We start from the raw sequence: 25,562 nt of genomic DNA on the forward strand, positions 1-25,562 counted from the left end.
CCGCGCGCGCGGGTCCGTGTGACGGCGGGGGGTCCGGGCGGCGTTCCGAAGGGCGTGACTCCGGCGGATGTGGCACACGACACGAATGCGATGACGTTCGCGTACAACCCTCCTGGGGGGACGTGTGTCCAACTGGCGTGGCAGAGGTACTCGAATTCACCGCGGTCCAGACAAGGGGCATGGCCCTGCGTCCACCCCGCCGACTCCGCAGCCCCGGCGCGCCCGGCGGCATGCCGGTGATCGCGCCCATGCCCTCAGCGCGGCCCGCCCGCATCCCCAGTCAGCGTGACGGCGCCGAGGACAGCCTGGCGGCGGGCACGACCGTCGACCATCTGACCGAGACCTACCGGGCGCACTACCGGTCCCTCCTCGGTCTCGCGGCGCTCCTCCTCGACGACACGGCCTCCTGCGAGGACGTCGTCCAGGAGGCCTTCATCCGGGTGCACTCGGCGCGCAAACGCGTCCGGGACCCCGAGAAGACGCTCGCCTATCTGCGTCAGACCGTCGTCAACCTGTCGCGTTCGGCCCTGCGCCGGCGCATCCTCGGCCTCAAGCTCCTCTCGAAGCCGATGCCCGACATGGCGAGCGCCGAGGAAGGCGCGTACGACCAGTTGGAGCGCGACGCCCTGATCAAGGCGATGAAGGGACTCCAGCGGCGCCAGCGCGAGGTCCTGGTGCTGCGCTACTTCGCGGACATGACCGAGGCCCAGGTCGCCGAGACGCTCGGTGTCTCCCTGGGTTCGGTGAAGGCGTACGGCTCGCGGGGCATCGCCGCGCTCCGCGTCGCCATGGGAGCTTCGGCATGAGCGAGCACGACGACCGGCGGCACCCCGAGGACAAGGGGCGCCCGGACCACGAGCACAAGCAATCGCACGCTGGGAACGGAAATGTGAACCACGGCCCCGACGAACAGCCCGGAACACCGGACATGGACGGACCGGGAACCGAAGGGCTCGGCAGCGACGAACTGGCACTGCGCCGGCTGTTGCACCAGGCCGTTCAGGAGATCGAACCGTCCGGCGGCACCCTGGACCATCTGCGCCGGGCGGTACCGGCGCGGCGCGCCCGCAAGCGGCAGGCCGTGGTCGGCATGGCGGCGGCGGCGCTCTTCATGGGCACGGCGATCCCGGCGTTCGTCCACGTCTCCAACTCCTCGGGGTCGAACCCCGACCCGTCCATCGCGGCCAACAGCTCACAGGCCCAGGGCGGCGTGAGTCAGGGCAAGAGCTCGGGTGGCAACTCCGGAAAGGACACGGGCGGCTCGGCCGGCACGTCCGCGGGCGACGGCGACAGCGGCAAGACCCAGTCACCGGGCGACAAGGACAAGAACGCGGGCGGCGTCGGCACGGGCGGCACCGGTCCCTCGGCCTCCGCCCCGGCCGCCCTCACGTGCACCGCTGACCAGCTCGGCGGGGCTTCCGGCACGGCCGCGGCACCGGACGCCACCGGCGCGGTCTACGGCTCCTTCACCGTCTCGAACGTCTCCGCCTCCGCCTGCACGGTCACCGGCGCCGGCACGGTCAGCACACTCGTCCAGGGCGCGGCGGACGGCGCCAACGTCCGCGTGGCGACGCATGTGGGGGGCGACGCGGCCACCGGGCTGCCCGACCCTTCCACGGAGGTCATCTCCCTGGTGCTCCAGCCGGGCACCTCGTACGTGGTGAAGTTCGCCTGGGTGCCCTCGTCGACGTGCCCGACCGCGGCGGAGCCCACACCGGACCCGACCCCGACGCAGGGCACCGGCGAAACCGGCGGCACGACCACCGACTCCGCGGTGTCCGGCACCTCGCCCCAGCTTCTCGTCGAGGACGGCACGCTGGACGGCAGCGTCGTCGTCTCCAGCACGGCGGCGACGGGTGGCGCGACGGCATCGGTCACCGTGGCCAACGCCTGCGCGGGCACGGTGTATCACACGGGGATCCTGGCCTCGTCCTGACGGACCGGTGACCAGCACGGCATCGGGCGGCGGCGCTTGTGCGACGCCGCCCTGTCAGGCCCTCGTCGCCGGCTTGACCGCGGTGACGCCGGCCTCCTCGGCCCCGTTCTCCGGGGTGGCCGGGGTTTCGGGGGTGCCCGAGGTCTCCTGGGTGTCCGGGAGCAGTCCCAGTTCGGCGTCGCGGACGAACTCCACCTCGCGGCGCAGCAGGCGGAACCACATGAAGACGACGAAGCCCGCGAAGACGAACCACTCTCCGGTGTAGCCGAGGTTCTGGAACGCCTTGAGATCGAGGCCGGTGTTCGCCGGCGCGGACGGAGGCACCGCCTTCATTCCGGCGTCGGCCTTGTCGAGCGTGATCCACGCGTCGTACGGGGTGTACGGCACGAGGTTGACCAGCGACGAGGCGCTGATCGCGGCCGTCTGCCCCGGGGGAAGCCCGCCGACCGCGCTGACACCGTTCGCACCGGGGCTCTCGGACGCCTGGAGGGCGCCCGTGACCGTGACCTCGCCGGTAGGCGCGGCCGGGGCCTTCGCCGCGTCCGCCGTACCGGGCAGCCAGCCCCGGACGACGGGCAGTGCCTTGCCGCCGTCGACCCGCAGCATGGTCAGTACGTAGTACCCGCTCCTGCCGTCCAGTTCCCGGCCCGGCACCAGCAGCTGCTTGTCGTACCGGCCCTTCGCGGTGGTCTGCCTGCCGGACGTCTGCGTGGTCACGGGCAGCATCGAGGCCAGCGGCCGGGCCGGGTCCGTCTTGGCCGCCGAGGCCGCCGCGTCCGCCGTCCGGTGGTCCTGCACCCGGTCCTCGAACCGCCCCAACTGCCACGACCCCATGAAGACACAGAAGGGGATGGCCAACAGCACGAAGACGTTGATCCCCCACCAGCGGGGCGTCAGCAGGAACCGGTACACGCCGTCCACGGTACGGGGCCCCCGAGCCGGACTCGCCCGTGGGGCCCGCTCAGTACCGCTCGGCAAGATGGTCCCGGCCCGCCGGAGGCTCGTACGGCTCGGGCCAGAAATCGGTCACCGTGGCGATACGCCCCGACGCGTCCGCCGTGAAGAACGTGATCGCGTGCATCTCCTCCAGGCCCACCGTGACGCGGGTCCAGGTGACGGCCTGACCGGTTTCGGCTATGACGCGCTCGATCTGGACATGCCAGTCGCCCGGATACTCGCGGTTGAACTCGACGTACCGCTCCCGGCCGCTGATGCGCTCCCGTGTCTGCGGCAGGGTGTAGACGACGTCCTCGGCGAGCAGTTCCGCGAATGCTTCCCAGTCCCGGGCGTCCGCGGCGGCCCAGTAGCTCTCGACGGCCTTGCGTAGATCGGTCATGCGAAAAAGTCTGCACCCCGCCACTGACAACGGCCCTGACCTGCGCACACGGCCCTGCGGAACGACCGGCCCCGACCTCGTTCCCGGAGCGCCGGGGCGGCTTCGCGTGCCGTTCGTCGGCTTGTCGAGTACGCGGGGGCCGCGAGGTTGTCCACAGGCCGGGGACCTCTCCGGCGCGAGGCGGGCCGGGCCAGGCACTATGGGGCCATGACTGAGAGCACCAGGTCCATCGAGCCGCAGCAGGCAGACATGCCCGACTGGGAGAAGCGCTTCCGGGCACCGCGGGTGTCGCTGCCGGACTGGGCGGAGGACGCCCCGCACCGTTCCCTGTTCGTCTCGAACGCGACGGGGACGTACGAGCTGTACGCATGGGACCGCGCGACGGGGGAGCAGCGCCAGGTCACCCACCGGGCGAACGGCACGACGGACGGGGTGCTCTCGCCCGACGGCGAGTGGATCTGGTGGTTCGACGACAAGGACGGCGACGAGTTCGGCGTCTGGCGGCGCCGCCCGTTCGGCGCCGCCCTGGTCGTGGGCGCTGCCGACGAGCCGGCGGTTCCCGGCCTCGACCCTTCCTACCCGGCGGGCCTGGCCATCGGCCGCGACGGGCGTACGGCGGTCGTGGGCCGCTCGACGGACGACGACGGATCGACGATCCATGTGGCCCGCGGCGGCGAGGCCACGGTGGAGATCTACCGGCACCGCGAGTCGGCCGGGGTCGGCGACCTCTCGCACGACGGCTCGCTGATCGCCGTCGAGCACACCGAGCACGGCGACGCGATGCACTCGGCGCTCAGGGTGCTGCGCCCGGACGGTTCGGCGGTCGCCGAGCTCGACGACACCGAGGGCGGCACGGTCGAGCTGGGCCTCGAGGTGCTGGGCTTCGCCCCTGTCGACGGGGACAGCCGGCTGCTCATCGGGCACCAGAGGCGCGGCCGCTGGGAACCCCTGGTGTGGGACGTGGTCACCGGCGAGCAGACCGACCTGGGCCTCGACCTGCCCGGCGACGTGGCGGCGGAGTGGTATCCGGACGGCTCCGCCCTTCTCATCGCCCACAGCTTCGAGGCGCGCAGCGACCTGTGGCGCTACGACCTCGCCTCCGGTGAACTGACCCGGGTCCCGACCCCGCCCGGCACGGTGTCAGGGGCGACGGCCCGCCCGGACGGCACGGTGGAGTACCTGTGGTCGTCGGCGGCCGAGCCCTCGGCCGTCCGTTCGACGACCGGCGAGATCGTCCTGGACCCGCCCGGCCAGAAGTCCCCGGGATCCGTGCCGGTGGAGGACGTCTGGGTCGAGGGCCCCGGCGGCCGCATCCACGCCCTGATCCAGAAGCCGGCCGGCACCACCGGCCCGCTGCCCACCGTCTTCGAGATCCACGGCGGTCCGACCTGGCACGACAGCGACTCGTTCGCGGCGGGCCCGGCGGCCTGGGTCGACCACGGCTACGCGGTGGTCCGGGTCAACTACCGCGGCTCCACCGGCTACGGCCGCGCGTGGACCGACGCGCTCAAGCACCGCGTCGGCCTCATCGAGCTGGAGGACATCGCGGCGGTCCGCGAATGGGCGGTCACGTCCGGCCTGGCCGACCCCGACCGGCTGATCCTCACGGGCGGTTCCTGGGGCGGCTACCTCACCCTTCTCGGCGTCGGCACCCAGCCCGAGGCCTGGGCCCTCGGCATCGCCGCCGTCCCGGTCGCCGACTACGTCACGGCGTACCACGACGAGATGGAGGCGCTGAAGGCCATGGACCGCACGCTCCTCGGCGGCACCCCGGAGGAGGTCCCCGAACGCTTCGAGGCGTCCTCCCCGCTGACCTACGTCGACGCGGTCAAGGTCCCCGTGTACATCTCGGCCGGTGTCAACGACCCCCGCTGCCCCATCCGCCAGATCGACAACTACGTCACCCGCCTCGCCGCCCGCGAAGCCGTCCACGAGGTCTACCGCTACGACGCGGGCCACGGCTCCCTGGTCGTCGACGAACGCATCAAGCAGGTCCGCCTGGAACTCGACTTCGCGGAACGACACCTGGTCAGGTGACACCCGGCGTGCCGCCGGGGGTCCCGGGGCTCTGACAGAGGGCCCCGGGACCGGGGTGGTGCCGGTTGTCCCGGGGGCGGGGTTGTGCGGGCTGTCCCGAGAGCGCCTGCTGACTGCATGCCCGAGGACTGCGTGCTCGCGGCGGCGTGTCCTCGGACCGTGTGCTCACGGACGAGTGCCCTCGGACTGTGTGCTCGCGGCCGCGTGTCCTTGGACTGTGTGTGCCCCTGACCGTATGCCCGCGCAGCCCAGCCCAGCCCAGCCCAGCCCAGCCCCGCTCAGTCCCGTCTCCGTCCCGTCTCCGTCCCGTCTACGCCCCTGCGCGCTGCCGGGGCCGGCGGCCGAGCAGTTCCGCCAGGCCCCGCCGCGTCGCGGCGAGGACCACGCGGTCCTCGGGCCGCAGGACATAGGTGGAGGGCAGGTCCCACACCAGCCGGGGACCGCGCGCGCCGGACGCCTGGTCCGCCCGGCGCTCCTCGGGAGTCGCCGTGTCCAGCGCGAGCACGCGCCAGGCCCCCGCCCGGAACGCCTCACCCACCGTCCGCTCCTCCAACTGCGGATGCCCGCCCACGTCCACCGCGGCGAACAGCAGCACCCGCCGCTCGACGGGAATCGCCCCGAGGATCTGTCTCCCCAGCATCGCCCCCGCGAACGCGGGCGCGGCCAGATGGGACACGCTGCGGCTCCGGGTGAGCGCGCCGGGATGCGCGGCCCGGAGGGTGCGGTAGACCGCGGTCGCGAAGTCGTCGTCGTACAGCCGAAGTACGACGCGCAGGTCCGGGTTCAGGGTGCGGGCGGAGAGCGCGGCCTCCAGGTTCATGGTGTCCGCGCTGGTCAACGCGAGCAGCGCGTGCGCACGGTGGATCTTGGCGGCCTCCAGCACCCCTTCCTGCGTGACGTCCCCCAGCACCACGGGAACGCGCAGACTCCGTGCCAGCGCGAGCCCCCGGGCCTCCGGATCGGCCTCCACGCACACCACGGGGATACGCAGCTCACGAAGCCGCGCCAGCACCCGCGTACCGATCTTGCCGACCCCGAGCAGCACCACATGTCCGGACAGCCCGCGGGGCGGCTTCCGCAGAGCGGTCCCGCTGCGGAAGGTGCCGAGCGCCTCCAGTACGGCGGCGAGCAGCACCGGCAGGAGCAGCAACCCGACCAGCCCCGAGCAGAGTTGGAGGATCTGCCGCCCGAGCGACTGCCCGATGGCCGGATCGTTGATGGCGAAGAGATCGAGCAGCGTCAGATAGGTCGCCTGGAGCGGGGGCTCCCCGGTGACCAGCATCGAGGCCACGGCGAGCCCGACCACACACGAGACGAGCCCCACGAACGACCAGCGCAGCCTCCGGGACAGCAGCGAGCCGAACCACGGGACGACCCCTCGTCCGGGGTTCAGTTCGGGACCGGAGTACGACACGTTCTCCAGGACGACGGTGCCGCGCCCGGTGGCGGCGGCCACCGCCCTTTCGTCGGGCAGGAGTTGGGGCCCCTGCGCGCCACTGCTCTCGGAACCGTCGGCGCCGGCGGGGTCGTTGGTCGTGGCGGAGAGCAACGCCAGTGTGCACAGCCCCGGATCGGCGACCTCGCCCGGACCGGGCGGCGGCCGCTCCACCGCGCGCAGCATCAGCCCGTCGGTCTGGACGACCTTGCTGGTACCGGTCACGGCGGTCGCGGCGAGAGCGGGGGCGGCCGTGTCGGCGTCGGACAGCACGGTGGTGGAGGTGTCGTAGACCTCGGTGTTCGCGCCCGCCGGAGAGGCGTCCGCCCCCGGGGCGCCCCCGGCGGCCAGGGCCGAGGCCTGGTCGAGGAGGGCTTCGATGTGCTGTCCGAGACGCCGGTTGTAGAGCCGCAGAACCAGCCGGATCCGCGGGTTGAGCCGCCGGGCGGTGAGGGCGGCACGGATGTTGGTCTCGTCGTCGTCGTACACGAGGGCGAGCGCGGTGGCCCGATCGACACCCGCGTGGGCGAGCGTGAGCTCGGTGAGCTCGGCGACCTCCACGAGCCGCTCGGATCCGGGCGGCTCGTCGCCCGCGCCGGTGCCTCCCCCGGCCCCGGCCCCTCCCCCGTTCCCGTTGCCGGAGGCCCGGTTGACCGCCGCGGACACCCGGTCGAGCAGGGCGGTGGCCCGCGCCCGCCCGACGACCGGCAGCCGCACGCCGCCCTGCGCGGGCGGCACCACAAGGGTCACCCGCTCGCCGTACACCCCACGCAACTCGGCGGCCAGCCGCTGGGCCAGGGCGTCGTCACCGGCCACCACCATGTGCTCGGCGGCGTCGCTCGACGCGCTCTGAGACGGAAGATTCCCCACGAAGGAGAAGACTGCCGTACGGATACGGGTGGTTCCAGAGAGGAGCCCCGGCAACAACGGCCGCCGCCCCTCCCGGAAGAGACGAGGGGGCCCCTGTGCTGCGGTTTCCCGCAGCATGACTCACTCAGGTTTCACGAGACACAGGCCGCGGAACCCGAGAACGATCTCTGGGCGTGACATCTCGTAGGCCCCGGCGAAGGCGACCCACTTCACTGACCGATCGGGATCCAGGACGACAGCCTCTCGGTCCCCCGATACATCGCGGATCTCTTGAAGAGTCCATCCTCGGGGTAGCCGGGAGTTTGCCATCCATGGATGCACTCATGCGCCAGGTGGGGTCGCGGGCAAGCAGGGGGCTTGCCCGTGGGCGCTTACTACTTCTTGTCCTGAGCCTTGCCGGGGACGTTGAGAGCCTGCGTTCTTGCAGCTCCGGTGCCTGGTCGCAGTCGCCTGAGTGGTCGTCATCGGACGTTATCGGCCGGTGTTGAGCGGCCTCGGACGGCCCAGGCCACTTCGTGAGAGGCAGCGGTAGTCAAGAGGGGCCTACTCGCCATGACGGAGATTCTGTCTGGTTCATGCCGCTGCCCGGCCTGGGCATATGCCGTTACGCCGCGTCCTCATGGGGAAAGCCATGAGCCTGTACTGGGGATACATCGCGGCTGGGGCGCTCATCGTCGCGTGGACCCAGCAATGGACTCTCCCGATCATCGCCGTCTTGTCCATGGCGGTCTTCGCCTACGCCTCCTTCCGGGTACCGGTCTGGTGCGGAGCGGTCAATCGAGGCGGCAAGACCTACTGTCGGAACAATGCCTACGGCGTGCTGATGGGGTGCCGAAACCGCCAACATCGGTGGCAGAAGCTAAAGATGATCGTGCTGCGGAGCAAGGCCGGGGACGTGAGCCGTGCTGTCTTCCCGACCGCGAAAGAGAAGTTCAACGCCTTCCTGGCTGTGGGAGGTCTGCTCTCTGCTGTCGCAGCAGTAGTCGTTCCTGTTGTGACAGGAGGATGACAGGCCCCAACTACCGCCGGATCCGCACGCTTTGGGCTGCGTACGGTATTGAAAGCCGCCCTGGCGGCGACGTCACCGTGGGTGCAAATCCCACCCCCACCGCCAGCAGAAACGGACCCTGACCAGGCAAATCGGTCAGGGTCCGTTCTCATGCCCGGTGTCCGCCGGCGCCCGTGACTCCCCGCTGTTTCCCGACAGAACGGGCACGGGAGGGGCACGTCGACCGGCGCCCTCTAGGCGTAGGCGGCCAGCAGCGCGGCGAGTAGCCCAGCCGCCGCAGCAGCGAAGACCCGCGGCTTCCTCCAGCCCGGTCCCGAAGCCTGGCGGTTCAGTTCCCACGTGATCACCAGCCCGGCACCAAGGCCCAGCGCGCTCCGCAGCAGGAAAACGGTGGCGTGCACGGGGAGCCTCCAGGGGGCATCGATCGGACTGGAAGGCTACCTCTAGTGGGGGTCTGCATGGATGGCCAGGGATCGTATATGCGCAGGTGGGGGCGCTCACCAACGATTCCCCACCAGCGGCGGCAACTTCCCCGCCCGCACGTTCGAACGCCACGTCTCAGGTTTCGGGGACCCATTCCACGGGAGGGGCATGCGGCTGTACTGGGGTCCCCTGGTGCCGGCCCCGGAGTCCCAGCTCGGACACCGGGGAACACGTAACCGGGCGGTAGTTTCAGGGCTTGGTGACCGTGGTCTTCTTGGGCTGGCGGGGCACGGTATTGGTTGCGACTTGGATCGTGCAGTGACGTCAGTCTTGTGGTGCTTTCTGACATCCGGTCGCGACGGGTGTCACAAGCGTGGCCCCAGAGCCCAGGAAGAAGGCGGCGAGCAAGCCTTGCGCGATCCACAGTGCGATGGTCATGGAGTTGGTGTCAGCTGGCCGGGTCGTCGGAGATGGCCTGCTTGAAGTCGGGGCATTCGACCAGGGGGGAACGGGTGCAGACGGCGGCGTGGCGGAGACTGTCGCGCATACGAGTGAGCCGGTCGATCTCGGTGTCCAACTGCTCAGCCTTGGCCGCCAAGTGGACGCGCAGTTCGGTGTCGTCGGGGGTTGCGGTCACGAACCGGGCGATCTCGGCGAGGGTGAAACCCGAGGCACGGGCACACGCGACCAGGGACAGGCGGGCCAGCACCTCGGAGCGGAAGGTGCGGCGCAGTCCGTTGCGGCCCTCGGAGGCGATGAGGCCCCGGCGTTCGTAGTAGCGCAGCGCCGACGGCGCCAGTCCGGATCGTTCGGCCACCTCGGCAATATCGAGCAGGGTCATGAAACCCCTCCTTGACTTGAACTTCGCTTCAAGTCGGAGCATAAACCCATGACTGACACGACAGCACCACTCGGCTTCCCGCACCCGCAGGTCCAGGCCTACCTGGACCGCCTGGCCGCCGCGAACGTCGGCGAGTTGCACACCTTCACCCCTGAGCAGGCGCGACAGGGCTGGCGTCGGCAGATCGCCCTCCTGGGCGAGCCGGAACCCATTGCGGCGGTCGAGGACCGACGGATCGTCACCAAGGCCGGTCCGATCCCGGTGCGGATCTACACTCCCAGCGGCACCGGCCCCTTCCCTGTGCTGGTGTACTTCCACGGCGGCGGTTTCGTCGTGGGCGACCTGGACACCCATGACGGCCTGTGCCGCAGCCTGGCCAACGGCGCGACCTGTGTCGTGGTCTCGGTGGAATACCCGCTGGCTCCCGAGCACAAGTTCCCCGCCGCACCCGAGGCCTGCCTCGCCGCCACGGTCTGGGTCGCCGAGCACGCGGGCGACGTCGGAGGAGACCCTGCACGGATCGCGGTCGGCGGCGACAGCGCGGGCGGGAACCTGGCGGCTGTCGTCGCACGGCTCGCACGCGACCTCGGCGGACCGGCACTGGTCTTCCAACTGCTGATCTATCCGGACGTCGACTTCCGCAGGGCCAACCACAGCATCCAGGCCTTCGCAGGGAGATTCGGCAACGTCAGCCGCGCCGCCCAGCACTGGTTCATGGACAACTACCTCACCAACAAACAGGACAAGCTGGACCCCCGCGTCTCCCCGCTGCTGGCGTCCGACCTGACCGGTCTACCGCCGGCGCTGATCGTCACCGCCGAGTTCGACGCGCTGCGCGACGAGGGGGAGGAGTACGGGCGGCGACTGGAGAAGGCGGGCGTCCCGGTGACGGTGTCCCGGTATCCGGGGATGATCCACGAGTTCGTCCGCCACCCGTTCGACGACAGCGGAAAAGCCCGGCGTGAGGCGGCCCTCGCGCTAGCGACGGTGTTCACGCGGTGACGGTAGACGGTGCCGAAACCCTCTGATCTGCTGCTCGAGGCACCCGGTCTGCACGGGAAGCGCGGGGATGAGCTCCTGCCGAAGCGAACCAGCGCTTATCAGCTGAGCCGACCGGAGCAAACCACATGCGGATCACCAGCCGCAGGAGAAGCCGGCTTCGTTCGAACGTGCGGGCGGGGAAGTTGGCGCCGCTGGTGGGGCGTGCCCGACTCGCTTCCGGCCTGCGCCGGCCGCTCGGGTGCGTGTGGCCTGCCAGGTCGAGAACGACATGATCCTCGGCACGAGCGCGTACCGGAATGGCGTGCGCGCCACCGCGTCCCGCTCGGAGATCGACGCAGGTAACGGCTACCTCGCCGGTGCCGGCCCCCTGCCGAGCGTGGTCCGCACCGCCTACCTCGACGACCCGGCCACCGACACCATCGCCCAGCGCGCCCTCGCCCTGCGCAAGGCCGAAGGCACCCTGTCCGGGCACGCGCTCGGTGAAGACGCCGAAAGCTCGCGCGGATGCTGCGCGAGTACATGACCGCGGACAACACCCCGGTAGCGGCCCGGAACATCAAGACGGGCGGCAACGTGATGAAGGGCTACTACGCCGCGGACCTTCACGACGCGTGGGAGCGCTACTGCCCCCGCCCCCTGAGAGTCCACTACTTCCGCTACCTCCGCTACCGCGCAGGTCGAAGGCCTGAAAAAGGTAGCGGCAAGCCCGGATTTATCCGCTACCCGTACCGCCTCATCCGCTACCTGCCCCAGCGCCACCAGGTCTGGGGCGGGCTAGCGGGAGCCGAACTGGAACGCCAGGAAGATCCACAGAGGGAAGCCGAAGACAGCGATCAGGGCGAGTGCCAGCCCAGCCAGGCAGCCGTAAGTGGTCAGTCTGGCGCTGGTTCTCGCGTGGTCGTCGCTGTTCGGCATGTCCTCATCCAAGCGTCGAACCTGCTCCGTCCGCTACCGCCTGCGGCCACCGCGCCCGGACCGGTAGCGGACTTATCCGCTACCGGTACCTCTATCCGCTACCTCGATCACGCCTCTGACCAGGGCGGTAGCGGAGGTAGCGGGAAGTAGCGGACCTGACAGGAAGGGGGTCACCACCCACGACTCCCTGCCGAGGAGGCACCACTGCATGAGCCCCGCCACTGCACCTGCCGAACAACTCCTCTACAGGCCCGAAGAGGCCGCCAAGGCTCTCAGGATCGGCCGCTCGATGGTCTACGAGGAGATACGTCTCGGACGACTTCAGACCGTTCGTATCGGTCGTCGTCGACTCGTACCGCCTGAGTACATCGAGCAGTACGCCGAACTCCTCAAGCGCGAGGCAGAAGCCACCACCTGAACTCCCAACCACCCACCGCAACAGGGCCACGCCCACATGGCGCGGCCCTGTCCTATGGAGGCACAACGCAGCATGACCGAGACGCCGAATGGCAAGCGCCGGCGACCGAAGGTATATGGCAAGACGAAGACCGAAGTCCGTCAGAAGATCCGGGATTTGAAGAAGGAGGTACAGACGGGCGTCAAGGCGCCAGCCAACTACACCGTGGCCGACGCGAAGCCTGCGCGACCTGCTCGCCATCCTGCGCCGCTCCATCGCGCATGCTCAGCGACGGGACAAGGCCGCGCGGAACGTCGCCCTACTCGTGACCGCGCCAGAGGGGCGCCCCGGTCGTCCGAGCAAGGCTCTGAACCTGGAGCAGGCAAAGGCCGTGCTCGTCGCCGCTCGGCCGTCACGGTTGTACGCCTATCTCGTGGTCTCGCTCCTCAGCGGCGTTCGCACCGACGAAGCGCGTCCTCTTACGTGGGATCACGTTTTCCTGTCACCACTGGAGGGGGCGCCGTCGCACGTCGCGGTGTGGCGCTCGGTGCGTAAGCACGGGGAGACGAGGACCAGGAAGAACGTCCTCGAAGAACACTTGAGGTGGCAGAAGCAGGAGCGGGCATCCAGGGGATGGAGTGGAGCCCGGCCGTCCGTGTCTTCACGACTCGGAGCGGTGAACGGCTTGATGCCGCCAACGTCCGGCGCGACTTCAAGACCATCGTGAAGAAAGCAGGGCTGGAGCCGGAGTAGACACCGCGGGAGCTACGGCACAGCTTCGTGTCCCTGCTTTCGGATCACGGGATCCCGTTGGAGCGGATCGCGCTCCTGGTCGGTCACAGTAGCCAGGCGACGACGGAAGCCGTTTACAGGAAGCAGCTCCGGCCGGTGATCACGCAGGGGGCCGAAGCGATGGACGAGATCTTCGCCGATGACGATGGAGGGGCAGAGGCCCACGGGGCTTGACCCAAAGCCTTGGCCCCCTGTTTGGTCCCCAAGCACGACAGAGGCCACATACCAGTGTTGGTATGTGGCCTCTGACCAGCGTCGGGGTGGCGGGATTTGAACCCACGACCTCTTCGTCCCGAACGAAGCGCGCTGCCAAGCTGCGCTACACCCCGATTGTCGCTGCTCTCGCGGCGACGTCGTTTACTTTAGCCCACCGGTGGCCTGAGACGAAATCCGGTTTTCTGGGCGTCGGAGGCGGCGTCGGACCGGGTCTGGGCGCACGTGGTCGAGGACGACGATGAGGAGGGCCAGGGCGTAGAAGGCGACGCCGAGGATGGCGGTGTTGCCGAGGACGCCTCCGTAGCCGTGCCGGTCCACGTCGACGAAGGGGTAGAGGTAGCGCGCCGGGGTTCCGGGCGTCAGCATCGCGCCGCGGGCGAGGCAGAAGGCCAGGTAGGTGAGGGGGTAGATCAGCCACGTCGCCGCGTTGCGCAGCGCCAGCGGGGTCGGGCGGGTCAGCAGCAGCCAGTCGAGGACCACGGCGATCGGCGTGACCGTGTGGAGGAGCTGATTGGCGAGCGCGTGCCAGCCGGAGAGCGCGTCGTTGCCACCCGTCATGGAGAACGGAGTCGACTGGTCCGCCAGGATCAGGTGATAGACCAGGCCCGTGATCGAGATGTAGATCAACGTGCCGCCGGTCAGCCCCCCGGGCAGGGGCCTGCGTGCCGACCAGGCCCGGCGGGCGGATGCCGCGAAGACCACGGCGACGAGCAGATTGGTCTGGATCGTGAAGTAGCTCAGCACCCGGGCCGGGGAGCCCAGCTTCATCTCGATGGCCACGCCTGCCATCGCCGCGATGGCCACCAGGACGCGGTAGGCCGCCGCGGCCGGGCGGCGGGAGGGAGCCACCACCGCCGTCGCGGGGACGAAGGAGCGGGTCGACGGGAGGATGCCCGGTATCGCGGGGAGATCGGGTATGTCCCTTGGCATAGGGGTGATCATGCCCTCACGCTAAGCGGATCGGGGCATTTGGGCGATATGGGTCGACTGGGTGGGTTACGCGGCCGTTCGGTGACGTCCTGCGGTGACGTCCTACGTTCTGCGGTGACGACGTCCTGCGGTGATGTCGCCCGGTGGCGTCGCCGCACCGACGTCGGCGCCGTCCGCCGCGCCCTGCGGTGACGGTTCGTGTCAGCGGGACTCTGTGGCGTCTTCGGTCTGTGGCAGTCGAGCCCGCGTCTTCACGGGCCGGCGGAATCCGTCCCCGTCCCGGGCCGCCCGGCCATGACGTGACCGGGCTCCGGGCCAGCCATGGTGCGCCCCGACCCCGACCAGGGCACCGGCTGCCGCCCACCGGCCGCCGACCCTCGGCCGTAGCCCGCGACCGCCTTCGCCCCTTGTCCCCGGAACCCCTACGCCCGCTCCACCAGCGTCAGCAGGGACGCCTCCGGCGGGCAGGCGAAGCGGACCGGTGTGTAGCGGCTCGCGCCGCAGCCCGCCGAGACGTGCATGTACGAGGTCCGGCCCTCCGCCGTATGCCTGGAGAGGCCCTTGACGCGGTCCGTGTCCAGGTCGCAGTTGGTGACGAAGGCGCCGTAGAAGGGGAGGCAGATCTGGCCGCCGTGGGTGTGGCCGGCCAGGATCAGGGGGTAGCCGTCGGCCGTGAAGGCGTCCAGGCTGCGCAGGTACGGGGCGTGCACGACGCCCATCGAGAAGTCGGCGGACGCGGACGGGCCGCCGGCCACGCGGGCGTAGCGGTCGCGCTTGATGTGCGGGTCGTCGACGCCGGTCAGCTCGATCTCCGTGCCCTCGATCTTCAGCGTCCCCCGCGTGTTCGTCAGGTTCAGCCAGCCCGCGGTGTCGAAACCGTCGCGCAGGTCCTCCCACGGGTTGTGGACGGCTCCCACGACCGGCTTGTTGCCGTTCAGCCCGTGACGGCCCGCCGCCTTCTCGAACAAGTAGCGGGCGGGGTTGCGGAGTGTGGGGCCGTAGTAGTCGTTCGAACCGAAGACGTAGGCGCCGGGCAGCTCCATCAGGGGGCCGAGTGCGTCCAGCACCTCGGGCACGCCCTCCGGGTCCGAGAGGTTGTCCCCGGTGTTGATCACGAAGTCGGGGCGCAGCCCGGCCAGGGAGCGCAGCCAGCGCTGCTTCTTTCGCTGTCCGCTCACCATGTGGATGTCCGAGACCTGGAGAATGCGCAACGGACGCATACCCGGCGGCAGGACCGGAACGGTCACCCGCCGCAGGCGGAAGGAACGGGCCTCGAACCCCGCCGAGTACAGCAGACCGGCGGCGCCCACCGCCGTGATTCCCAGGGGTACTCCGTATCGCGCGCGCATACTCCCATCGTGTCAGACTCCGGTGAGCGCTCTTGACCGCCTGTGGACAGCCCCGGCAACCCCGTCCGGGACAGCGGGAGACGGCGGTTCCGGACAGGCCGCCGGCCCTCGGTCGGGGCGGCGCCGCGAAATCAACAGGCGTCCGCATCACCGCACCTGCGACACTTGACGGCATGACCACGCTCAAGTCGAAGTTGCAGGAAGACCTCAACGCCGCGATCAAGGGGCGCGACGAGCTCCGCTCCTCGACGATCCGGCTGACCCTCTCCGCGATCACCAATGAGGAGGTCGCGGGCAAGACCAAGCGCGAACTCTCCGACGACGAAGTGCAGAAGGTGATCGCCCGCGAGGCGAAGAAGCGCCGTGAGGCCGCCGAGGCCTTCACGCAGGGCGGGCGTCCCGAGTCGGCCGAGCGTGAGCGGGCGGAGGGCGAGATCCTCGCGGTGTATCTGCCCAAGCAGCTTTCCGACGAGGAGCTTCAGCAGATCGTCGCCCAGGCCGTCGAGGAGGCCAAGGCGGCCGGCGCCGAGGGGCCGCGCGCGATGGGCGCCGTCATGAAGATCGTGAACCCGAAGGTGGCCGGGCAGGCCGAGGGCGGCCGCGTCGCCGCCGTCGTGAAGCAGTTGCTCGCGGGCTGACGCCATCGCCGATGGGGCCTGTACGGGTCCGGTCGCGCCGCCACGCGACACTCGACACCCGAAGCCTCTGACGCCGAACGCCCCGTGGGCCAGGAATCGATCCTGGCCCACGGGGCGTTCGCGCGTCTGCTCCCGGCGTACGGGTCAGCGTTGGCCGCCGTCGCCTCCGTTGCCGCTGTTCGTGTTGCCCTGGATGAACCCGTCGGGGAAGGAGAAGGAAGGCGTCGGGAACACCACTCCGCCGTCGCTCTGGCCGCTGATGGTGCTGCCGTCGGTGGTGTTGCCGTTTCCGTTGCCGCCGTGCCGGCCGCGGCCGCGGTTGTCGTCGTCCTGGCCCTTGTCCTTGTTCCTGTCGGGGTCGGGAATGTTGATCAGGTTGAAGGACGGGGCGTCCTTGCCCGTGAGAGCGCCCGTCATCAGGTCCCGCCAGATCGGGCCGGGGACCTGACCGCCGTACACCTTGTCGTGCCAGACGCCGCCGATCTTGATGTTTCTCATCTGGACCTGCTGGGTGGCGCTGCCGACCCAGACCGCGCCGGACAGGTTCGGTGTGTAGCCGACGAACCAGGCGTTCTTGCGCTCGTCGGTGGTACCCGTCTTACCGGCGTTGGCGCGGTCGGTGAGACCGGCCTGCTGGCCCGTACCGGAGTCGATCACGCCGCTCAGCAGGCTGTTGACGGTGTCCGCGGTCGTCTCGGACATGGCACGCGAGCAGGTCGACTTGGGCACGTCCAGGGACTTCTCGCGGCCGCCGATCTGCTGGCTGATCGACTCGATGGCGACCGGGGTGCAGTACATGCCGCGGGAGGCGAAGGCGGCGTAGGCCGTGGCCATGGTGAGCGGTGAGATGCCCTTGGCGCCCAGGGCGATGGAGGGCACCTGGGGGAGCTTGTCGCCGTTGCCCTGGACCACGCCGAGCTTGTCGATCTGGTTCATGACCGGGCACAGGCCGATGTCGGAGATCATCTGCACGAAGTAGGTGTTGACCGATTTGGCCATCGCCTCCTTCAGCTGATACGGGCCCTGCTCGGACTCGCTCTCGTTCGGGACCTTCTCGTTCCCCTGGTTCGTCCACGGCTTGCTGCCGCAGGTCTGCACCGGGCTGGGGTAGGGCATCGAGTTCGGCGAGGAGTACTCCTGCGTCGACGGCCGGCCCTGCTCCAGCGCGGCCGCGGCCACGAACGGCTTGAACGTCGAACCGGTCGGGAAGCCGAAGTTCGAGCCGCCCATGTCGTAGTTGACCGAGTAGTTGTACTCGGTCTCGTTCGTTCCGGTGCCGAACGCCTTCGACTGGCCCATCCCGAGGATCTTCCCGGTGCCGGGCTCGACCAGGGTGGCCGCCGCCGCGACCTTGTCGGACTTGTAGACGTGGTCCTTCAGCGACGCCTGGATCGACGCCTGGGACTGGGGGTCGAGCGTCGTACGGATCGTCAGGCCGCCCTGGTTCCAGACCTTCGCCCGGTCCTCCCTGGTCTTGCCGAAGACCGGGTCGCTCAGGAAGACCTTCTCCACGTACTTGCAGAAGAAGCCGGCGCCCTTGACGGCCGTGATGCAGCCGTTCTTCGGCCGGCTGACGTGCAGCCCGAGCTTCGTCGCCTTGGCGGCGTCGGCCTGCTCCTGGGAGATGTCGTGCACCTCGGCCATGCGCTGCAGCACGGTGTTGCGGCGCTTGAGGGCCTCCTCCTCGTCGTTCACCGGGTCGTACCGGCTCGGCGACTGGACGATGCCCGCGAGCAGCGCGGACTCCTGGAGGTTCAGTTTCTTGGCGGGCTTGGAGAAGTAGCGCTGGGAGGCGGCTTCGACGCCGTACGCCTGCTCCCCGAAGAACGTGATGTTCAGGTAGTTCTCGAGGATCTTCTTCTTGCCCAGCTTCTCTTCCAGCTGGATCGCGTACTTGAGCTCGCGGATCTTGCGGCCGATGGTCTGCTGGGTGGCCTGGGCGACCTTCGTCGGGTCGTCGCCGGCCTCTTCGACGAAGTAGTTCTTCACCAGCTGCTGGGTCAGGGTGGAGGCACCCTGGGCCACCCCGCCGTTCTGCGCGTTCTGGTTGACCGCGCGGAGGATGCCCTTCAGGTCGATCGCGCCGTGCTCGTAGAAGCGCGAGTCCTCGATCGCGACGATCGCCTTCTGCATGTAGGGCGAGATGTTCTTGAGGTCGAGCACTGTGCGGTCGCGCGAGTAGACCGTCGCGATCTGCCCGCCCTTGCTGTCCAGGATCGTGGTCCGCTGACTCAGCGACGGACTCTTCAGATTGTCCGGAATGTCGTCGAACCCCTGGACCGAGCCCTTGGCCGCCAGACCGAGCGCGCCCGCGGCGGGCAGCGCGATTCCGGCCATGACGGCGCCCGCGAGCACGCTGACACCGAGGAACTTGGCGGCCTGCTGCGTAGTGGACAGACCACCGCCCGAGCGCTTCTTTGGCATGAGGGCAGCCTACGTTCTCATTCGCCGGACACGCGTATATGCCTTGGCCTAAGCTGCTCTCAACTGTCACAGCAGTGCGGCCACGTATCAATACGTCCGGCGACCCCGAATCGTTCCGGAGGTTCCGCGTTCTTGTGGAGCGCGTGTCCGAATCAACCTTGTGTGTCACATGGTGCCCGCTGCGACTCGACCCAACTGTCCTGGTTTGCCGGGATGGTCGCGCATGTCCTCGGCTCACTCCCCCGGGTGATCTGCCGCTTACGCATAGTCCGTTCGGGCCATTCAAGATTGGGCCCGAAGGGGGTGTTGCGCTGTGCCCACCTTCCGTAACGTCCTCAACTGGCGGCGGTGAATATGCCGCTGCCGCCGTGGGGGAGCCTCGATTCGGGAGAGGACGGCGCCGGTATGGGCTGGGTAACCGACTGGAGTGCGCAGGCGGCCTGCCGCACTACCGATCCAGATGAACTGTTCGTTCAAGGAGCAGCGCAGAACAGGGCCAAGGCAGTGTGCACCGGATGTCCGGTTCGCACGGAGTGCCTCGCCGACGCGCTCGACAACCGCGTCGAATTCGGCGTGTGGGGTGGCATGACCGAGCGTGAGCGCCGCGCATTGCTGCGCCGGCGGCCGACCGTCACCTCGTGGCGTCGCCTGCTCGAGACCGCGCGTACGGAGTACGAGCGCGGGGCGGGTCTGCTGCCCCTCGACGAGGAAGAGGTGTACGAGCGCTACGCGGCCGTGGGGTGAGGGGAACGCCCGGCGCGGCCAGGACGCCGCTCTCGGGCCCCTCAGGCCCGCGCGGGCCCTTCCCGGGCCCGCTCGGTGGTCGCGGGGGCCGGGCAGGGACTGAAGCGTCCCCGCGGGGTCTCCGCACTCGGCTTTCGGGGAGCTCCGGCCGGTGGGCCGCGGCTCAGCTTTCGGGGAGCTCCGGCCGGTGGGCCGCGAGCCGGTTCCCGATGTCCCGCAGCCCCGCGAGATCGTGCACGTCGCCGGGCAGCGCGGCCACTTCGGCCACCGGCACCTCCGGGTGGCGCGCGGCGAAGCGGTCACGCGTGCGCTGCTCGCGGGAGAGCAACTGCATGCGCTCGGCGTGCAGTCTCAGCATGCCTGCGGTGAGCTGGTCGATGGATCGCTCGGGGTCCGTGGCGGCGGTCCTGTCCGTAGCGGTGGTGTGGTCCGTGCCGGCCGTTCTGTCCGTGATGGCGGGGGAGCCTTCGTCGGGAGCTGATGCACCGGAAGCCGGTGATTCTGAACTGCCGTACGTGCCGGGAGCGTTACGAAGTCCAGCTTTCCCGTCCGCCTGATCCACAATGCGGGCCTCGGCAAGATTTTCCGCGGTGGCGGTTTCCGGGTTTTCCGCTGCGGCGGTGTCAGCAGTGTCCCCGGTGGATTCCGGGTTCTCCGGGTCGCCGGAGTCGTCGGCGGAATCAAGATCCTCCGCGGCGGCGAGCGCCCGCTCGGCGGACAGCTGGGTGGCCCCGCTGCCGTGCACCCGGTTGAGCACCAGCCCGGCGAACGGCATCTCCTCCGCGGCCAGCCGCTGCACGAAGTACGCGGCCTCGCGCAGCGCGTCCCGCTCGGGCGCCGCCACCACCAGGAACGCCGTGCCGGGCGCCTGGAGCAGTTTGTACGTGGCGTCGGCCCGCGTACGGAAACCGCCGAACGTGGTGTCCATGGCCGCGACGAACGTCTGCACGTCCTTGAGGAGTTGGCCCCCGAGCAGCTTGCCCAGGGTGCCCGTCATCATCGACATCCCGACGTTCAGGAACTTCATGCCCGCCCGGCCGCCCAGCTTCGCCGGCGCCGTCAGCAGCCGGATCAGCCGCCCGTCGAGGAACGAACCGAGCCGCTTCGGGGCGTCCAGGAAGTCCAGTGCCGAGCGCGACGGGGGCGTGTCGACCACGATCAGGTCCCACTCGTCGCGCGCCCGCAACTGGCCCAGTTTCTCCATCGCCATGTATTCCTGCGTGCCCGCGAAGCCCGCCGAAAGCGACTGGTAGAAGGGGTTGCCGAGGATGGCCGCCGCCCGGTCGCCGTCCGCGTGCGCCTCGACGATCTCGTCGAACGTGCGCTTCATGTCGAGCATCATGGCGTGCAGCTCGCCGCTCCCCTCGACGCCCTTCACCCGGCGCGGAGTGTTGTCCAGGGAGTCGATTCCCATCGACTGCGCCAGCCTGCGCGCGGGGTCGATGGTGAGCACGACCACCTTGCGGCCGCGCTCCGCGGCCCGCAGCCCGAGAGCCGCCGCCGTGGTCGTCTTGCCGACGCCGCCCGAGCCGCAGCACACCACGATGCGGGTCTCAGGGTCGTCGAGCAGCGGGTCGAGATCGAGGACGCGGGCGGGGTCCAGACTCATGACATCCCTTGCTTACGCAGCTGTGCGGCCAGTTCGTACAGTCCCGCCAGATCCAGGCCCTCGGCGAGCAGCGGGAGTTCGTGCGACGGCAGGCCCTGCTCGGCCAGCACGCTCCGCTGCTCGGTCTCCAGTGTGTACCGCTCCGCGTACTCGTCGGCCTGCTGGAGGAGCGGGTCCACCAGCCGCTCGGCGAGCCCGCCGCGACGCGCGCCGCCGAGGCCGGCCGAGGAGAGCGACTTGGCGATCGCCGAATGGGGAGCCGTTTTCGCCAGCTCCAGGTCGACGCCGTCGAGGAGTGCCGGGCGCACCATGTTCACGATGATCCGGCCCACGGGAAGCTTCGCCGCGCGCAGCTCCGCGATCCCGTCCGCGGTCTCCTGTACGGGCATCTCCTCCAGCAGGGTCACCAAGTGGACCGCCGTCTCCGGCGACTTGAGGACACGCATGACGGCCTGGGCCTGATTGTGTATCGGGCCGATCTTCGCGAGACCGGCGACCTCGTCGTTGACGTTCAGGAAGCGGGTGATGCGGCCGGTGGGCGGCGCGTCCATGACCACGTAGTCGTACGTGAAGCTGCCGCTCTTCTCCTTGCGCCGCACCGCCTCGCAGGCCTTGCCGGTCAGGAGGACGTCCCGCAGTCCGGGCGCGATGGTGGTCGCGAAGTCGATCGCGCCGAGCTTCTTGAGCGCCCGGCCGGCTCCGCCCAGTTTGTAGAACATCTGGAGGTAGTCCAGCAGCGCCAGTTCGGGGTCGATGGCGAGGGCGTACACCTCCCCGCCCCCCGGAGCGACGGCGATCTTCCGCTCCTCGTAGGGCAGCGCTTCTGTTTCGAAGAGCTGCGCGATGCCCTGTCTGCCCTCGACCTCGACGAGGAGGGCGCGCTTGCCCTCGGTCGCGAGGGCGAGCGCGAGGGCCGCGGCTACCGTGGTCTTGCCGGTACCGCCCTTGCCGCTGACGACCTGGAGCCTGCTCACGTATTCGAGCCTAACCAGTCCGCCGCCGGAGTAAGCAGGAGGCTGTGGACAAGCCGCGCTTTCGGGGGCGGGACAACGGGTGGCTCGGGCGGGAGACGGCGGTCCTCAGCGGCTACAGTCGGCCACATGACCAAGTGGGAATACTCAACCGTGCCGCTGCTCGTCCACGCCACGAAGCAGATTCTGGACACCTGGGGCGAGGACGGCTGGGAGCTCGTCCAGGTCGTGCCCGGGCCGAACAACCCCGAGCAGCTGGTGGCCTACCTGAAGCGCGAGAAGTCCGCGTGAGCGGGGCTGTCGAGGCGAAGCTCGCCGAACTCGGGCTGAGCCTTCCGGGCGTCGTTCCGCCGCTGGCCGCGTATCAGCCCGCGGTGCAGTCGGGCGTGTACGTGTACACCGCGGGGCAGCTTCCGATGGTGGACGGGAAGCTTCCGGTCACCGGGAAGGTGGGGGCCGAGGTCACCGCCGAGGAGGCCAAGGAGCTGGCCCGTACGTGCGCGCTGAACGCCCTGGCGGCGGTGAAGTCGGTCGTGGGCGACCTCGATCGCATCGCGCGTGTCGTCAAGGTCGTGGGCTTCGTGGCCTCGGCGTCGGACTTCACCGGGCAGCCGGGTGTGCTGAACGGCGCGAGTGAGCTGCTGGGCGCGGTACTGGGCGACAAGGGTGTGCACGCGCGGAGCGCGGTCGGCGTGGCCGTGCTGCCGCTGGACGCGCCGGTCGAGGTCGAGATCCAGGTGGAGCTGACGCACGCATAGCCCTCCGGGCGTCTTCGGGTGCCTGGTTCGTTGTGGGTCGGGGCCGTGCCGGGTACATCCGCCCGTCGCCGCTGGATCGGACGTGAGTTTCCATGGGAACCGCTACTCGATCCGGACGCAGGCGACGGGCATCCGATGTACCGGCACGGCCCCTTCCGCGCGTTCCCGGCTGCGGGTGCGCCGGTGGTTCCTGTGTGGCCCCTCACTTGCGTGATTTTCAGCCCCGCCGGCGATTGAGGAGGGGGTCTGGGGCGGAGCCCCGGGCAGGGGCGGAGGGGGCGAAAAGGGCTTGTGGGGCGGTGAGGCCTCGAACATCCGCCCGGCTCGGGATAGCCTCCGGCCATGGGGAATGGGCAATGGTTTCCGGCGGAGTGGCCGGAACGGATTCGGGCGCTCGCCGAGGGCACGCTGACGCCGGTCACGCCCCGGCGCGCCGCCACGGTGATGCTGGTCAAGGACCACGAGGCCGGCCCCGTGGTCCACATGCTGCGCCGACGCGCCTCCATGACCTTCGCCGGAGGCGCGTACGCGTATCCGGGCGGCGGCGTGGACCCGCGCGACGACGAGCAGCAGATCCGCTGGGCGGGTCCCACGCGCGCGTGGTGGGCGCGGCGGCTCGGCGTGGACGAGACCTCCGCCCAGGCCATCGTCTGCGCGGCGGTACGGGAGACGTACGAGGAGGCGGGCGTCCTGCTCGCCGGCCCCAGCCCGGACAGCGTGGTCGGTGACACCACGGGGGACGACTGGGAGGCGGACCGGGCGGCTCTGGTCGCCAGGGATCTGTCCTTCGCGGAGTTCCTCGACCGCAGAGGGCTCGTGCTCCGTTCGGACCTGCTCGGGGCCTGGGCCCGCTGGATCACTCCGGAGTTCGAGTCCCGCCGCTACGACACGTGGTTCTTCGTGGCCGTTCTCCCGGAGGGCCAGCGCACGCGGAACGCCTCCACGGAGGCCGACCGCACCGTGTGGATCCGTCCCGCCGACGCGGCGGCGGGCTACGACAAGGGCGAGCTGCTGATGATGCCGCCCACCATCGCGACCCTGCGCGGGCTCGTGGAGTACGAGAGCTCCGCGGACGCCCTCGCCGGCGCGGCCGCCCGGGATCTGACCCCCGTCCTGGCCGAGGCGCGCCTGGAGGGCGGTGAACTCGTCCTCTCCTGGCCCGGACACGACGAGTTCACCAAGCACATCCCGACCGGAGGAGCATCCGCATGACCGACGCAGTGGCGCTCCCCGGCCAGCCACGAGGAACCGTCCTCTCCGGCCCCGCCACCGCGCGCGCGGTGAACGTCCTCGCCCCCAACGCCTCCGCGATGACCCTGGACGGCACGAACACGTGGATCGTGTCCGAGCCCGACTCCGAGCTCGCGGTCGTCATCGACCCGGGCCCGCTGGACGACGTCCATCTGCGCACGGTGCTGGACACGGCCGGGAAGGCGGGAAAGCGGGTCGCGCTGACCCTGCTGACGCACGGGCATCCCGACCACGCGGAGGGCGCGTCGCGCTTCGCCGAGCTGTCGGGGACCGCCGTCCGCGCCCTGGATCCCGCGCTGCGGCTCGGGGACGAGGGACTGGCCGCGGGAGACGTGATCAGCCTCGGCGGGCTCGAACTGCGTGTCGTGCCGACTCCCGGGCACACCGCCGACTCGCTGTGCTTCCATCTCCCGGCCGATCGGGCAGTGCTGACCGGGGACACCGTCCTGGGGCGCGGGACGACCGTGGTGGCCCACCCGGACGGGCGCCTGGGCGACTATCTCGACTCGCTGCGCCGCCTCCGCTCGCTGACGGTCGACGACGGCGTCCACACCGTCCTGCCCGGTCACGGACCGGTCCTCGACGACGCGCAGGGCGCGGTCGAGTTCTATCTGGCCCACCGTGCCCACCGTCTCGCCCAGGTCGAGACCGCCGTCGAGAGCGGCCTCCGGTCGCCCGAAGAGGTCGTCGCCCGCGTCTACGTGGACGTGGACCGGTCGTTGTGGCCCGCGGCCGAGCTGTCGGTGCGGGCCCAGATGGACTATCTGCGGGAGCACGGCCTCATCTAGGGGCGTGTGTCCGTGGCTGGGGGCTGTGTCCGTGGCGCCGTTTTCCGGGGTTCTGGAGGAGGCGTTCAGGGGCGGGGCGCCTTGATGCCGTGCACGCGCGCGTACTCCCCGGCCAGCCATGGCCCCAGGTCGTCCGCGTACGAGCGGAGCACACCGGAGTCGCCGGCCGGCTCGTACCCGCGTACGGCCGCGCCGCGCAGGTCGGCGGCCCGCTCCGGGTAGTACGCGCCGAACGCCTCGGCCATCTCCCCGAGGTCGCTGGTCCAGCCGTTCCAGCGCGGCATGACGAGCGTGAAGCCGGTGCGCACGAGATGCCGGGACATCGAGCGGACCAGGGGGCGCCTGGCGTCGTCGGTGTCCGCGGCCGCGGCGATCCGCTCGCGCCAGCGCGGCAGCAGCAGGGCGAGGTCGCCGTTCGTCTCGCGGGCCAGCAGCGTGTCGGGGCGGTAGCGCGGCAGGTGTCCGGCCAGGTCCTCGCCCAGGAGAGGGGTGCACAGGCAGGCGACGAACCAGCCGAGGTCGTGGGTCTCCAGGTCGCTCAGCAGCCGTGCCCGGCCGAACAGCAGCGTTCCCACACCGTCGATCTCGGCGAACTCCTTGTCGAGCGCCGCTTCGAGCGCGCGGGCGGCGGCACGGTCGGTGTCGGTCGGCTCCTCGCGCAGCGACAGCAGCAGGTCGAGATCGGAGCGTCCCACGCGCGCGGTCCCGCGTGGGATCGAGCCGTAGAGGTACGCGCTGTCCAGCCGCGCCCCGAACATGTCCTGGACCCGGTCGCGGGCCGCCGCGACGACGGTCCTGAAGGCGTACGGGACGCGCGCGAGTGACCCTTCGCGCTCGATGTACCCCTGGGCGTCGAGCCCTTTGCGGTGCCCCTGTGCGGCCATGCGCCCA

26 protein-coding genes and 1 tRNA gene are annotated in these 25,562 nt (G+C 70.1%); 14 read left to right on the top strand and 13 right to left on the bottom strand.

The genetic code is table 11. From position 1 onward, the window contains the following. Window positions 1-179 precede the first annotated feature (179 nt). Together OG485_RS23685 and OG485_RS23690 are read left to right on the top strand one after the other, a co-directional pair. On the top strand, window positions 180-806 hold the full coding sequence (locus OG485_RS23685) for a SigE family RNA polymerase sigma factor (protein WP_326786515.1): 627 nt from the start codon (window positions 180-182) through the stop codon (window positions 804-806). Then, the gene (locus OG485_RS23690; RefSeq protein ID WP_328670586.1) at window positions 803-1,936 is read left to right on the top strand and encodes a hypothetical protein; all 1,134 of its coding nucleotides are present in this window, start codon (window positions 803-805) and stop codon (window positions 1,934-1,936) included. The genes OG485_RS23685 and OG485_RS23690 overlap by 4 nt, the downstream gene beginning before the upstream one ends. 54 nt (window positions 1,937-1,990) lie before the next feature. Here OG485_RS23690 and OG485_RS23695 read toward each other — a convergent pair whose 3' ends face one another. Beyond that, window positions 1,991-2,848 (bottom strand): SURF1 family protein, encoded by an 858-nt coding sequence (locus OG485_RS23695; RefSeq protein ID WP_328670587.1) that lies wholly within the window; start codon window positions 2,846-2,848, stop codon window positions 1,991-1,993. A 49-nt stretch (window positions 2,849-2,897) separates the two neighbouring features. Next, window positions 2,898-3,272 (bottom strand): nuclear transport factor 2 family protein, encoded by a 375-nt coding sequence (locus OG485_RS23700; RefSeq protein WP_328670588.1) that lies wholly within the window; start codon window positions 3,270-3,272, stop codon window positions 2,898-2,900. A gap of 207 nt (window positions 3,273-3,479) precedes the next feature. Here OG485_RS23700 and OG485_RS23705 point away from each other — a divergent pair, with 207 nt between their 5' ends. Continuing rightward, the gene (locus OG485_RS23705) at window positions 3,480-5,309 is read left to right on the top strand and encodes a S9 family peptidase (protein ID WP_328670589.1); all 1,830 of its coding nucleotides are present in this window, start codon (window positions 3,480-3,482) and stop codon (window positions 5,307-5,309) included. Window positions 5,310-5,619: 310 nt separating this feature from the next. On the opposite strand, the gene OG485_RS23710 is transcribed toward OG485_RS23705, so the two are convergent. Continuing rightward, entirely contained in the window at window positions 5,620-7,566 is a 1,947-nt protein-coding gene (locus OG485_RS23710) for an NAD-binding protein (RefSeq protein ID WP_328674607.1), read from the bottom strand. Between the two features lie 679 nt (window positions 7,567-8,245). On the opposite strand from OG485_RS23710, the gene OG485_RS23715 reads away from it, so the two are divergent. Then, window positions 8,246-8,623, top strand: coding sequence for a hypothetical protein (locus tag OG485_RS23715; RefSeq protein WP_328670590.1), 378 nt, complete (start codon window positions 8,246-8,248; stop codon window positions 8,621-8,623). Window positions 8,624-8,856: 233 nt separating this feature from the next. On the opposite strand, the gene OG485_RS23720 is transcribed toward OG485_RS23715, so the two are convergent. After that, window positions 8,857-9,024: a hypothetical protein gene (locus tag OG485_RS23720; protein WP_328670591.1), complete on the bottom strand. Its 168-nt coding sequence runs from the start codon at window positions 9,022-9,024 to the stop codon at window positions 8,857-8,859. A gap of 470 nt (window positions 9,025-9,494) precedes the next feature. Continuing rightward, the gene (locus tag OG485_RS23725) at window positions 9,495-9,887 is read right to left on the bottom strand and encodes a MerR family transcriptional regulator (protein WP_328670592.1); all 393 of its coding nucleotides are present in this window, start codon (window positions 9,885-9,887) and stop codon (window positions 9,495-9,497) included. Between the two features lie 48 nt (window positions 9,888-9,935). Between OG485_RS23725 and OG485_RS23730 the strand changes: the two genes are divergently transcribed. Continuing rightward, window positions 9,936-10,889, top strand: a complete 954-nt coding sequence (locus tag OG485_RS23730; RefSeq protein ID WP_328670593.1) for an alpha/beta hydrolase — start codon at window positions 9,936-9,938, stop codon at window positions 10,887-10,889. A gap of 244 nt (window positions 10,890-11,133) precedes the next feature. Further along, window positions 11,134-11,412 (top strand): hypothetical protein, encoded by a 279-nt coding sequence (locus OG485_RS23735; RefSeq protein ID WP_328670594.1) that lies wholly within the window; start codon window positions 11,134-11,136, stop codon window positions 11,410-11,412. 251 nt (window positions 11,413-11,663) lie between these two features. On the opposite strand, the gene OG485_RS23745 is transcribed toward OG485_RS23735, so the two are convergent. Further along, window positions 11,664-11,804 (bottom strand): hypothetical protein, encoded by a 141-nt coding sequence (locus tag OG485_RS23745; protein ID WP_328670595.1) that lies wholly within the window; start codon window positions 11,802-11,804, stop codon window positions 11,664-11,666. Window positions 11,805-12,012: 208 nt separating this feature from the next. Here OG485_RS23745 and OG485_RS23750 point away from each other — a divergent pair, with 208 nt between their 5' ends. Beyond that, a complete protein-coding gene (locus OG485_RS23750) occupies window positions 12,013-12,222 on the top strand; it encodes a helix-turn-helix domain-containing protein (RefSeq protein ID WP_328670596.1) in 210 nt (69 codons plus the stop codon). A gap of 582 nt (window positions 12,223-12,804) precedes the next feature. Continuing rightward, complete coding sequence (locus OG485_RS23755; protein WP_328670597.1) at window positions 12,805-12,954, top strand: hypothetical protein; 150 nt, start codon at window positions 12,805-12,807, stop codon at window positions 12,952-12,954. A gap of 294 nt (window positions 12,955-13,248) precedes the next feature. Here the strand turns inward: OG485_RS23755 and OG485_RS23765 are convergent. The 3 genes from OG485_RS23765 to OG485_RS23775 form a co-directional block, all read right to left on the bottom strand. Further along, window positions 13,249-13,322, bottom strand: a tRNA-Pro gene (locus OG485_RS23765). A gap of 28 nt (window positions 13,323-13,350) precedes the next feature. Further along, window positions 13,351-14,139 carry a Pr6Pr family membrane protein gene (locus OG485_RS23770; RefSeq protein ID WP_328670599.1) on the bottom strand — a complete coding sequence of 263 codons (789 nt, stop codon included), beginning with the start codon at window positions 14,137-14,139 and terminating at the stop codon, window positions 13,351-13,353. 422 nt (window positions 14,140-14,561) lie between these two features. Beyond that, window positions 14,562-15,488, bottom strand: coding sequence for a metallophosphoesterase (locus OG485_RS23775; protein ID WP_328670600.1), 927 nt, complete (start codon window positions 15,486-15,488; stop codon window positions 14,562-14,564). A 173-nt stretch (window positions 15,489-15,661) separates the two neighbouring features. On the opposite strand from OG485_RS23775, the gene OG485_RS23780 reads away from it, so the two are divergent. Continuing rightward, window positions 15,662-16,126, top strand: coding sequence for a GatB/YqeY domain-containing protein (locus OG485_RS23780; RefSeq protein WP_328670601.1), 465 nt, complete (start codon window positions 15,662-15,664; stop codon window positions 16,124-16,126). 144 nt (window positions 16,127-16,270) lie between these two features. Here OG485_RS23780 and OG485_RS23785 read toward each other — a convergent pair whose 3' ends face one another. After that, window positions 16,271-18,550 carry a transglycosylase domain-containing protein gene (locus tag OG485_RS23785; RefSeq protein ID WP_328670602.1) on the bottom strand — a complete coding sequence of 760 codons (2,280 nt, stop codon included), beginning with the start codon at window positions 18,548-18,550 and terminating at the stop codon, window positions 16,271-16,273. A gap of 405 nt (window positions 18,551-18,955) precedes the next feature. Here OG485_RS23785 and wblA point away from each other — a divergent pair, with 405 nt between their 5' ends. Beyond that, window positions 18,956-19,294, top strand: a complete 339-nt coding sequence (gene wblA, locus OG485_RS23790; protein WP_028799159.1) for a transcriptional regulator WblA — start codon at window positions 18,956-18,958, stop codon at window positions 19,292-19,294. Between the two features lie 163 nt (window positions 19,295-19,457). On the opposite strand, the gene OG485_RS23795 is transcribed toward wblA, so the two are convergent. Then, window positions 19,458-20,903, bottom strand: coding sequence for an ArsA family ATPase (locus OG485_RS23795; RefSeq protein ID WP_328670603.1), 1,446 nt, complete (start codon window positions 20,901-20,903; stop codon window positions 19,458-19,460). Beyond that, window positions 20,900-21,877, bottom strand: a complete 978-nt coding sequence (locus OG485_RS23800) for an ArsA family ATPase (RefSeq protein WP_328670604.1) — start codon at window positions 21,875-21,877, stop codon at window positions 20,900-20,902. The genes OG485_RS23795 and OG485_RS23800 overlap by 4 nt, the downstream gene beginning before the upstream one ends. 126 nt (window positions 21,878-22,003) lie before the next feature. Here OG485_RS23800 and OG485_RS23805 point away from each other — a divergent pair, with 126 nt between their 5' ends. The 4 genes from OG485_RS23805 (at window position 22,004) to OG485_RS23820 (ending at window position 24,671) form a co-directional block, all read left to right on the top strand. Continuing rightward, window positions 22,004-22,165: a DUF4177 domain-containing protein gene (locus tag OG485_RS23805; protein ID WP_261704751.1), complete on the top strand. Its 162-nt coding sequence runs from the start codon at window positions 22,004-22,006 to the stop codon at window positions 22,163-22,165. Beyond that, the gene (locus tag OG485_RS23810) at window positions 22,162-22,632 is read left to right on the top strand and encodes a RidA family protein (RefSeq protein ID WP_326786491.1); all 471 of its coding nucleotides are present in this window, start codon (window positions 22,162-22,164) and stop codon (window positions 22,630-22,632) included. The genes OG485_RS23805 and OG485_RS23810 overlap by 4 nt, the downstream gene beginning before the upstream one ends. 342 nt (window positions 22,633-22,974) lie before the next feature. Further along, entirely contained in the window at window positions 22,975-23,844 is an 870-nt protein-coding gene (locus OG485_RS23815) for an NUDIX hydrolase (RefSeq protein WP_328670605.1), read from the top strand. Then, window positions 23,841-24,671 carry an MBL fold metallo-hydrolase gene (locus OG485_RS23820; RefSeq protein ID WP_328670606.1) on the top strand — a complete coding sequence of 277 codons (831 nt, stop codon included), beginning with the start codon at window positions 23,841-23,843 and terminating at the stop codon, window positions 24,669-24,671. Before OG485_RS23815 ends, OG485_RS23820 begins: the two co-directional genes overlap by 4 nt. Before the next feature lie 65 nt (window positions 24,672-24,736). Here the strand turns inward: OG485_RS23820 and OG485_RS23825 are convergent, their stop codons facing one another. Then, entirely contained in the window at window positions 24,737-25,555 is an 819-nt protein-coding gene (locus tag OG485_RS23825) for a nucleotidyltransferase domain-containing protein (RefSeq protein WP_328670607.1), read from the bottom strand. Window positions 25,556-25,562: the final 7 nt, after the last annotated feature.

The sequence above is a fragment of the Streptomyces sp. NBC_00328 genome, from assembly GCF_036139655.1.
Lineage (GTDB): Bacteria > Actinomycetota > Actinomycetes > Streptomycetales > Streptomycetaceae > Streptomyces.